Consider the following 8,937-nt stretch of genomic DNA (forward strand, 5'->3'; position numbering starts at 1 on the left):
AGGCTTTGCAGCCTGAGAGGAGCAGGACGGGCACTGGGTCCTCAGGTGTGGGGAGCCTTCGGCGGGCTTTGGTGGGCCTGGCATGCAGGGCAGGTCTTAACTGTGGGGGTCTTCAGATTCAAGACCTGCCTCCGGCTACTGTGCGTGGGTGATGGCGAACATGGAAGCGTCGCTGCTGGCCATGATCAGACGGACGGCGGAGGCCAGCGCCTCAGCATCGAAGTCCTTGGGCCGGCGCTTCATGCTGGCCACGCGTTCGATGGACGACAGCAGCGCGGCCCACAGTGCCGCGACCTGCTCGGCGCAGGGCAAATGCTTGACCTCGGCCCATTCGATCTGCCCGACCGACACGAGGGCCCGCATCTTGGGCCGGTAGCTGGTGTAAGTGCGGGTGGCGGTGAAGGTATCTCCCCAGCCGTCCAGTTCCGCGATCTCCAGCCCGAAGAAAAAGGTGTCGATGGACGCGCCGAAACTGACGGGGGCCAGATGCCGGGCGCAGTGCGCCTCAAAGGCCGGAATGTCCACGCGCCAGCGGCCAGTTTCAGGGGGAGGGCCGCCGTAGTAGACGGTGGCGGGCGTAGTTGCAAAGCCTTCGAAGATGACCTCGCCGCCGGTGGTGGTGCGGATGTGGAAATTCATTTGAGCAGCCCGTGGGGGTAGCTGAGGCACTGGCGCAAGGCGAAGGACTTTGGATTGATGGCCTGCCCGCGGTTTCCTGATGCTGGGGCTTGAAACGGAAGGCCTGACCCCGAGCCGGACCCCGAGCCGAGCAGCCGGTGTGCGGTCAGGCCGGGGTCTCACCAGGCGAGTTCCATAGGTCAGCCATATTCGGCAACTTCGGAAGTCCCAACTTTTCTCGCGTCCGAGCGACTTCGACGGCAATGGCCTCTCGTGCATTTGCAAGCGATGTGAAGGACATGGCCAGGCGGTTCGCTTTGGCCTGGACATCGCTGACCCATTCCCAGGGTGCAACCGCTGGGATGGCAGCCACTGCATCGAAGTGTGTCTTGGCCGCGCGCATGTCTCCAATCAACGATGCCGCAATCGCTGCGTGATAGTTGGGCCAGAGCCCTTCGGCCGGTTTTTTCATCAAGTGCTTTGCAACGGATTCAACCGAATCGAACTTCCGGCGAAGCGTATGTACCTCAGCTGCCGCGTGCTCGGCGAGCTGGGCGGCAACGTAGTGAAACTGAGCGTCGTCGTGAAACTCGTGGAACGGTTCAACACGATCGAACTCATTGAAGACCCAGTGATCCGCCGGATGCCAGAGCCACATGGCTCCGACGTTCAGATAGCTGCCCTTGCTCCACGAGCTGGGTTGGAACTCGACTGTTGCGGCCCACCATCCGTGGTCGTCGAACCAGAAGCGAGAACGCCCTTTCTGCGTGCACCCGATGGACCCGAGGTGCTCGCGGGCAGCAAGTGTCAGCAATCGAGAATGTTGCGATGAGGTCGCCATGTCGAATGAAGTTTGTATCCCCTAGATGCTGCTCTGCACTCTGGGCGACCTTATAACAGCAGCTCGGGAGTCGGGGGCAGACCTTAAATCTGCCTGATTAGGCACCTATCTCCGCTGGCATCCGCTGCCTCAATGAAGCCTGCCGCCAGGGCTGGGAGCCAATGGCGTCGCTCAGTAGCGCGATCGATATCGCCCGCAGGTCAAAGCGCCGGTTGAAGCGATACTGGAACTCTGCCAGGTAGCGCTGCGAGTAGTGACTTAGCTTGAAGCCCTTGAATGTCGATGCCATCCAGGTCTTCAGGTTTCCCAGCGTCGTGTTCACCGCCAGGAAGCGCGGATGGGCCCCGGCCGCCTTGCCTGTGCTGTTCACGATGATGGGCTCGTGTGTGAACCCCACCTCCTTGACCGCAGCGAAGGTGGCCAGCCCGTCGCTGACCACATGTGCATCGGGAGCCAGCGCTTTGAGCGCCCATCGTGCAATGGTCGTCTTCTGCCAGTTCGGCACCACGTCCAGCCGCGTGTAGATCGCCTTGCCCTGGGGCGAGGACTGCACGGCCGCCACCACCCGCACCTTGTTCGGGGCGACCCGCCCGACGCCGCCGCCCTGGCGCTCGCCGCCGACGAACACATCGTCAATCTGCACCAGCGTCTCTAGCTTGCGCCCACGCTCTTGGCCGAACATCACCTGCATGAGCTTGTGCTTGAGCAACCAGGCGCTGCGGTAGCTGACCCCGAGGTCACGCATGAGTTGCAGGGCCGACATTCCGGTTTTGCTCTGGGTGAGCAGGTGGATGGCCAGAAACCAGGTGGTCAGCGGCAGCTTACTGGCGTCGAACACTGTGCCCACCGTCAGACTGGTTTGGCGGCGGCATTCGCAGCACTGAAGGAGCAAGCGGGTGCCGCGCTCGTGACGGCTGTGCCGAGTGAAAGAGCACTTGGGGCAGACGAAGCCGCTCGGCCAACGCATCTCGAATAGGGCTTGCTGACACTGCGCGCGCATGCCGAAACGCCGGAAGAACTCTGCCAATGGCAGGCCGGGTTGGAACTGAATGCGGTTGGTGGACATGGTCGCCTCCAGGGTGGGTTGCGACCATCTTCATCGCCTAGTGGCTCACCAGACGAGCCAGCGGACTTAGGTGCCTAATCAGGCAAATCTGAAGCTCGATAGATTTGAGACCTGACCCCGCCCCCTGCAACAGCCCCAAGCGAAGGGCTGCGGTCAAGCAATCGACAGCAACAACTGCCCCACCTGCTCAGCCGCGGGCGTCACCTTGATCTCGATGTCATAGCCCAGGCGCGTCAGGCAGTCCATCAGCTTGCGCTCGGAGAGATTGGCGAAATCGCCGCGCATCATGGCCGAGACCTTGGGCTGCGGGATGCCCATGCGTCGCCCTGCTTCGGCCTGGCTGAGCTGTTGGTCCCGGATGGCGCGGGTGATCTCGAACACCAGCCCGGACTTGATCTTGAGCTTGTCCGCCTCCGGCAGGCCGAGGTCGGCAAACACATTGCCGGAACCGAATTCGACGGCGGCGGGTTCAGGCTTCTTGCTGGGCATCACGCAACTCCTTGATGTGGCCTTCGGCGACCTTCAAACGCTCGCGGATGAGGTCGATGTCTTCCTTGGGCGTGGCGATGCCGCGCTTGCTCTTCTTCTGGAAGCAGTGCAGGACGAACACCGCCTCCTGAAACCTGACCGTGTAGACGGCGCGATAGGTGCCGCCCTCATCACTCTCAACAACCTCCAGCACACCGGCGCCGCCAAAGCCCTTCAACACCTTGGCCGCCTCGTGCTGCCCGCCACGCTGCGCAAAGTCCAGGGTGTGCCCGAAGAATTTGCGGACCTCCAGGGGCAGCGCCATCAGGTCCTTCTTGCTGCTGCCGATGAAGGCGAGGGGCTTGTAGGGGCCTTGCTTGAGCATGAATTTATACCATAACAGGTATTGATAATCGGGAAGGAAGGTCGGCAGGACCCGCGTGCCGCGCAGTCAATGGCCAGCCCAAGAGGCCTTGACCCTGCGCAGAGGGGCAACGTCGATCGCCCCCAGGGCGTGCCTTGCAGAGGCCTGGGTTGGGCAAGCGATGCTCGATGACCTTCGTCCCGCCAAAGCCACGAAAGACGGCGGGGCAGTCTAGGGTGTGCGGGTCAACAGCAAGGCGAGGGTGAGCCGCCGGCATCGGCAAGATGGGGGAAGGTTCTGAGTGCAGGCCTTCACGGAAGAGGCCTTTAGATTCAAGACCTGACCCTAGCGCCAGTGCGGATTCAACACCTGACCCCGTGGTGAGGAGGGCGGCTGGGGCTTGAAACTTAAGGCCTGAAACTTAAGGCCTGACCCCGGAGCCCCGAGGCCTGGCCCCGGTCCTCCAATGGACGCAGAGGTGAACCGGCGATTTTCGCTGATGAATGGATTGCAGCAGTTTGGTTCAGTGGCGAGATAGTTAAGCTGTCAGGCTGTATTTTAGGATTCGGAAATTGCTTTAATTAAGATGTGTGTGCGGGAAAATTTCAACAGGTGTTGTTGAGTTGGTAGGATATTTTTCTGAATGGGCAGGATTTTGGTGGCTTTGCTGTTGCTTAATGCGTCGATGTGTGTGTGAATGTCGGCGATGAAGCAATGAATCAATTGGAGATAAGTGAAATGTACTCATTTAGGAAGATGAATGATTCTGATTTGAACCTTGCTTATTCGACTGATTGGGGCGATTCGCCGCCAAGTTGTATTCCTGCGAGAAGTAGCTGGCCGGATGACTTGTTTGGCGCGAACTGTGTCGTTGACGAGAAGTCGGGAGCGCTATTGCTGGATCTGCCGGGAGTTCGCCTGGATTCGGCCAATTGGTACCTGTTGTGTTTTGATGGTGGTGTGGTGGTAGTCCGAAATGAGGGTTACTGCTTGTTTTCTATTAAGTATTTTTCTCCATTGCTTGAAAATAGGCTGAATGAGGTTAAAGAGTTGCTAAGGGCTATGTTTAGGAGTGCGGGGCTCTTTCTTGATGGGGCTGGCTCGCTCGATGGGGTTTTTTCTGTGCCGGAATCCAAGTTTATTGATTAACCTGGGAGCCGGGGTCAGGGAGCCGGGGTCAGGGAGCCGGGGTCAGGGAGCCGGGGTCAAGGGAGCCGGGGTCAGGCCTTAAATTTCAAGGCCCAATCCTCTCCCCATGCTTCTTGATCAACTGGCTCACCCGCGCTGTCGTCAGCCCCAACTCACACCCGATTTGGGTCATCGTCATGGCGGACTTTGCATGCGCGAGCCACAGGGCCTCTTCGCGTGTGGTCGAGACGGCCAGGTATTGCTGCAGCGTCCTTTCATCCTGCTGTTGACGCTGGACCTTGGCGACGTCGTTCGACCGATCTAACGCAGAGCCCTTCCCCGCCTGCTCCTGCATGCGCGCAACAAACGCCTCGTTGCCAAGATAGATCTGCTGCCTGAGCGCCTGCTCCCACAAAGAACGCCCTTGCGGAGCCGCTACCAGCTCCGCATAGCGCTGCACTGCACGCCGCTGCAAGTCCATCGTGCTCGCCTCCTTGCCCAGCAGGTAGCCATGCAGGCCATCCACGTCGAGCCAGCCCGGAGCATCGCATTGCAGGCAGTGGGCGCGATAGCTGGACCATTGCCAGTCGCCAGGGCTCTCCACCATGCCGGCCCGGACCGGATTGAGCTCGACATAGCGACAGACCTCCAGCAGATAGCTGTCCCGATCGACAAGAATTGCCTTGAACCGCCCCTGGAACAGATGCCCGACCTTGGCATGCCGACGGTTGTACGCCTGCGTGTAGATGCCGTTGAGCTGCTGCATCAGCACCGAGAGATTGGCGCGGCGCGTGTACAGCACGAAGTGGTAGTGATTGCCCATCAGGCAGTAGGCCAGCATCTGTGCGTCGCAGCGCTGCAGGGTCTGGGCGACGATAGCCAGGAGAAGCTCCCGGTCAACATCGTCATCAAAGATGGGCTCCCGGCGATCACCGCGCGAGGTCACGTGGTAGATCGCACCGGGGAATTCGATGCGCAGAGGGCGGGTCATCGGGCCACTCCATTTCAACGTCAGCCGGAGTTGGAATTTAAGGCCTGATGCGAGTGAAATCGAGGCGGGTGACTGGAGGCGTGGGCAGGGTAGAGGATGCTGGGAGAACAGGGGGAAGGGGGACTTGAAATTTAAGGCCTGACCCCGGGCCTCATGCAACGCCGGCCAGCCCAGGCTTGCTGCTCGCCCCTCAGCGGATCGCGTGCCCCGGCTGGCAGGCGCCGATGGCCGCTTGCAGGCAAGTGAACCAATAGCCCTTACGCCCAGCGGCTTGCAGCGAGCCTTCGATGGCCTGAAGCGGGGCCCGCAGCCTGGGGTCCGCGAGCTTCTCCGCTGCTTCCAGGTCGTAGACGAGGCAGTTGCTGTCCAGGTGCTTCAGCAGGTAGTCGATGAGCCGCGGATCGCGCCGTTCGGCCAGGCCGACCAAGGCCTCACCGCGCACGTCGGCATCGTTGTCCTCCAGTCCTTCCCACAAGGCGGCCCGGGCAGCGGGGCTGTCTGCGTCATGCAGCGAGCCGAGGCCAAAGGTGGCCCAGTCACGCACGGCGTCGTCCGGGTCCTTCATGAGCTGCACCAGCGCCTCGGTGGCCGATGCTTCCTTGTACGCCCCGAGGGTCACGGCAACTTGCCAGCGAAGCCGCGCGTCACGATGGGTGGTCAGCTCGACCAGGCGGGGCAGGGCCTCAGGATGCGGGCGATGGCCGAGACCTGAGACTGCCGCACACAGCACCTGCGCCTGTGGATCCTCCAGGGCGGCCAGAAAGAGTTGCTGGGTCTCCTGCCGGGCGTACTCGACACCGGACACGCCCTTGCCTCGCCGGAGCTGGGAGGCGATGTACAGGCCCAGGCAGCGCCGCCGCCAAGCGGGGCTGGCGGCCAGGCGGCGTGCGAGGTCAAGGGCTTGCGGTGAGCCGCGTGTCTGCAGTTCGTGGATGGCGCGCCAGCCTCGGTCTGAATCCCAATGCCGCAGCGCGATGCGGCCCAGGCCTTGCAGGCTTCGTCGCGCGTTCACAGACTTGGCGTATCGTTTCATGCGGGGCGATGCTAGCAGTGGCGGCTATACAGGGCCGGCAGGCCGCTTACGATAGCGCCCTCATGTTGAACCTCACCTACGGCATCTGGACCTTTCGATCGAAAAGCCCCTTGCAGGACGTGCGCGTGTATCGAGAGGACCGAAGGGGCTGCCAGCGCCAAAGCAGGTTCTACCGCGCCGCGGGCGTGAGGTATCGCGACGCTGTTCAGTCCGGGTTTCTTGACTGCCATGGTGGCCTCCTGGGCTTCAGCCCAGGGACCTGCAGGCGAACGCCCGCCGACTTGCTGGACGGCTTTTTCGCTCCTGGCCTGCCCAGGCGCCATCGCATGCAATTCCGTCTGGGCAGTACGCAGAAGCTGGCGCGCAGCAAGGGTTGCGCCATCCTTTCGGCCAGGCACCTCCGGCACGCCAGCGTGCCAGGGATCGCCGAGTTCATCGGGGTGGTTCGTGTGCGGCTCAGGGCGGATGGAAAGTAACGCCTAGAGTGAATGTGCAGTGGCTCTGCCGGGCCTCAGGAAATCGACAGCACCAGCTGCCCCACCCGTGTCGCCGGAGGCAGATACGAGGTCTTAAGTCTGAAGGACTTGAGATTGAAGGCTTGATGCCGCTCCGGTGATGGCGTTGAGACTCAAGGCCTGACACCGCTATCCCTGCTGGTGACGGCAGGCCTTGCTTCTGGAGGGCGGAGCGACCAACGCTAGGGGCAGGTTTCTGATCTGGAGGCCTTTGGATCAAAGGCCTGCCCCTGCTCCCGTGCCTCAATTCCCCGACGGCATGCCCCCGCCGCACCAGCCACTGCCCCCAGCCCCGGCAACCGCGACTTCCTCCCTCGCCCCGGCCTGTAACATACTGTATAAATAAACAGTATGCTTGTTGATGTCATCCCCCTGCGCCACCGCGGCCAGCGCCTGCCGGCTGCCACTTTGCGCATGCGCACGCCCATCCGCGGCCAGCTGTGGATCACGCGTTTCCGCCCGGCCGTGGACAAGGACACCACCCCGCTGCTCGCCGCGCTGCTGCGGGAGCGCGAAAGCCTGCTGCCGCCGCTGGACTGGGCCGAGGTGCGCACCGTGCGCAGCTGGCAGCTCATCGTCACCGGCATCGAGGACCTGGGCTTCAGCGACAAGGCCCCGCAGCTCTTTCGCCAAAGCTGGTGGTGCCGCGTCGTGACGGACAGCGAGGCGCTCAGGCGCTAGCGGCGCGCTGCTGGGCCAGCAGCTGGTCCGTGCGCCGGGCATCGGCCAGGTCGAACAGGGCCAGGGGCGGGGGCTGGATCAGCGCCCGCGCCTGCGCCTCCGTGCCCTCCAGCCACTGCGCCCAGTGCTCGGGCTCGATGTGGGCGAGCGAGCGCTTGTCCTGGCCGCCAGCGGGCAAGGCAGGGTCCGGCTTGTGCAGGCGGGCGAGCAGGGGGTGGGTGTCGCAATTGCAGGTGATGAGGGTGAAGTTGGGCACCACCTCGCCCGTCTGCGGATCGACCCATTCCGACCACAGCCCCGCCAGCGCCCAGGGCAGGCCGTCTGCGCGGCGCAGCTGCCACCAGACGTTCTTGCCCGTCTCCCAGTTGGGTTCCTGGTACCAGAGCGCCGGCACCAGGCAGCGCTGCCCGGCCTTCCAGGCGGCTTTGAAGGTGGGCTTGGTGTCGATGCCTTCCAGGCGGGCGTTGTTGGTCGAGCGCGGGCGCGGCTTCAGGGCCTTGCCGCCGGGGCCGGGCCTGGACGGGAGGTAGTCAACGCGCTCCGGCTGCCCGGGCCGGATCAAGCCCCATTGGCCCAGCGTGCAGCGCAGCTCGCCATCGACCATGCGGAGGAAGGCCCCCACGCCAAAGGGCCCCACCGGGCCGGCCACCAGGCCCTCAGGCGGCAGGGCGCGGAAGTAAGTGGTGAGGTCGCCCTTGGGGGAGACATGGTAGAGGTTGCACATCCCGGGACTGCGGAAGTTCGCGGATCGTGCAGATTGTCCTCATGGCGAACGGGGTGGTCATGTCCTTGGAAATGAGGGCGTGGGGGTGGAGGCTGGGGGCTTGAAACTGAAGGCCTGACCCCGAGCCGAGCAGCCGGTGTGCGGTCAGGCCGGGGTCTCACCAGGCGAGTTCCATAGGTCTGCCATATTCGGCAACTTCGGAAGTCCCAACTTTTCTCGCGTCTGAGCGACTTCGACGGCAATGGCCTCTCGTGCATTTGCAAGCGATGTGAAGGACATGGCCAGGCGGTTCGCTTTGGCCTGGACATCGCTGACCCATTCCCGGGGTGCAACCGCTGGGATGGCAGCCACTGCATCGAAGTGTGTCTTGGCCGCGCGCATGTCTCTGACCTGCCCGGTTTCTCCGAGACACTGATTCCAAGAGAAGATGGCTCCAATTCACGAGGAGCCCATGAGGAAGAGTCGATTCACGGAAGAGCAGATGGTGTCGATCCTGCGCGAGGCAGAT

The 8,937-nt window shown here is 62.8% G+C and carries 11 protein-coding genes; 3 read left to right on the forward strand and 8 right to left on the reverse strand.

Translation table 11 applies throughout. The features are described 5' to 3' along the window. Window positions 1–135 precede the first annotated feature (135 nt). The 5 genes from ABDJ40_RS19685 to ABDJ40_RS19705 form a co-directional block, all read right to left on the reverse strand. A complete protein-coding gene (locus ABDJ40_RS19685) occupies window positions 136–639 on the reverse strand; it encodes an Imm44 family immunity protein (RefSeq protein WP_347612188.1) in 504 nt (167 codons plus the stop codon). Between the two features lie 145 nt (window positions 640–784). Beyond that, window positions 785–1,459, reverse strand: coding sequence for a hypothetical protein (locus ABDJ40_RS19690; protein WP_347612191.1), 675 nt, complete (start codon window positions 1,457–1,459; stop codon window positions 785–787). Between the two features lie 97 nt (window positions 1,460–1,556). Continuing rightward, window positions 1,557–2,525: an IS1595 family transposase gene (locus tag ABDJ40_RS19695; protein WP_347612192.1), complete on the reverse strand. Its 969-nt coding sequence runs from the start codon at window positions 2,523–2,525 to the stop codon at window positions 1,557–1,559. Window positions 2,526–2,678: 153 nt separating this feature from the next. Next, on the reverse strand, window positions 2,679–3,014 hold the full coding sequence (locus ABDJ40_RS19700) for a helix-turn-helix domain-containing protein (RefSeq protein ID WP_347612194.1): 336 nt from the start codon (window positions 3,012–3,014) through the stop codon (window positions 2,679–2,681). Then, entirely contained in the window at window positions 2,995–3,378 is a 384-nt protein-coding gene (locus ABDJ40_RS19705; protein ID WP_347612196.1) for a type II toxin-antitoxin system RelE/ParE family toxin, read from the reverse strand. Before ABDJ40_RS19705 ends, ABDJ40_RS19700 begins: the two co-directional genes overlap by 20 nt. Before the next feature lie 672 nt (window positions 3,379–4,050). Here ABDJ40_RS19705 and ABDJ40_RS19710 point away from each other — a divergent pair. After that, the gene (locus ABDJ40_RS19710; RefSeq protein ID WP_347612198.1) at window positions 4,051–4,506 is read left to right on the forward strand and encodes a hypothetical protein; all 456 of its coding nucleotides are present in this window, start codon (window positions 4,051–4,053) and stop codon (window positions 4,504–4,506) included. 85 nt (window positions 4,507–4,591) lie between these two features. On the opposite strand, the gene ABDJ40_RS19715 is transcribed toward ABDJ40_RS19710, so the two are convergent. Together ABDJ40_RS19715 and ABDJ40_RS19720 are read right to left on the reverse strand one after the other, a co-directional pair. Then, window positions 4,592–5,476: an REP-associated tyrosine transposase gene (locus tag ABDJ40_RS19715; RefSeq protein ID WP_347612200.1), complete on the reverse strand. Its 885-nt coding sequence runs from the start codon at window positions 5,474–5,476 to the stop codon at window positions 4,592–4,594. A 190-nt stretch (window positions 5,477–5,666) separates the two neighbouring features. After that, entirely contained in the window at window positions 5,667–6,281 is a 615-nt protein-coding gene (locus ABDJ40_RS19720) for a HEAT repeat domain-containing protein (protein WP_347612201.1), read from the reverse strand. A gap of 290 nt (window positions 6,282–6,571) precedes the next feature. Between ABDJ40_RS19720 and ABDJ40_RS19725 the strand changes: the two genes are divergently transcribed. Next, entirely contained in the window at window positions 6,572–6,985 is a 414-nt protein-coding gene (locus ABDJ40_RS19725; protein ID WP_347612202.1) for a hypothetical protein, read from the forward strand. Window positions 6,986–7,375: 390 nt separating this feature from the next. Beyond that, window positions 7,376–7,705, forward strand: a complete 330-nt coding sequence (locus ABDJ40_RS19730; RefSeq protein WP_347612203.1) for a hypothetical protein — start codon at window positions 7,376–7,378, stop codon at window positions 7,703–7,705. Here the strand turns inward: ABDJ40_RS19730 and ABDJ40_RS19735 are convergent. Further along, window positions 7,695–8,429 (reverse strand): SOS response-associated peptidase, encoded by a 735-nt coding sequence (locus tag ABDJ40_RS19735; RefSeq protein ID WP_347612204.1) that lies wholly within the window; start codon window positions 8,427–8,429, stop codon window positions 7,695–7,697. The two genes, ABDJ40_RS19730 and ABDJ40_RS19735, sit on opposite strands and share 11 nt — an antisense overlap. Between the last annotated feature and the right edge of the window lie 508 nt (window positions 8,430–8,937).

Source organism: Roseateles flavus, from assembly GCF_039872765.1.
In the GTDB taxonomy this organism is placed as follows: domain Bacteria; phylum Pseudomonadota; class Gammaproteobacteria; order Burkholderiales; family Burkholderiaceae_C; genus Roseateles_B; species Roseateles_B flavus.

What these genes read in the sequence shown, in the direction of transcription:
- ABDJ40_RS19685 (WP_347612188.1), bottom strand. Translation starts at nt 639, where the DNA reads ATGAATTTCCACATCCGCACCACCACCGGCGGCGAGGTCATCTTCGAA.
- ABDJ40_RS19690 (WP_347612191.1), bottom strand. Translation starts at nt 1,459, where the DNA reads ATGGCGACCTCATCGCAACATTCTCGATTGCTGACACTTGCTGCCCGC.
- ABDJ40_RS19695 (WP_347612192.1), bottom strand. Translation starts at nt 2,525, where the DNA reads ATGTCCACCAACCGCATTCAGTTCCAACCCGGCCTGCCATTGGCAGAG.
- ABDJ40_RS19700 (WP_347612194.1), bottom strand. Translation starts at nt 3,014, where the DNA reads ATGCCCAGCAAGAAGCCTGAACCCGCCGCCGTCGAATTCGGTTCCGGC.
- ABDJ40_RS19705 (WP_347612196.1), bottom strand. Translation starts at nt 3,378, where the DNA reads ATGCTCAAGCAAGGCCCCTACAAGCCCCTCGCCTTCATCGGCAGCAGC.
- ABDJ40_RS19715 (WP_347612200.1), bottom strand. Translation starts at nt 5,476, where the DNA reads ATGACCCGCCCTCTGCGCATCGAATTCCCCGGTGCGATCTACCACGTG.
- ABDJ40_RS19725 (WP_347612202.1), top strand. Translation starts at nt 6,572, where the DNA reads ATGTTGAACCTCACCTACGGCATCTGGACCTTTCGATCGAAAAGCCCC.
- ABDJ40_RS19730 (WP_347612203.1), top strand. Translation starts at nt 7,376, where the DNA reads ATGCTTGTTGATGTCATCCCCCTGCGCCACCGCGGCCAGCGCCTGCCG.
- ABDJ40_RS19735 (WP_347612204.1), bottom strand. Translation starts at nt 8,429, where the DNA reads ATGTGCAACCTCTACCATGTCTCCCCCAAGGGCGACCTCACCACTTAC.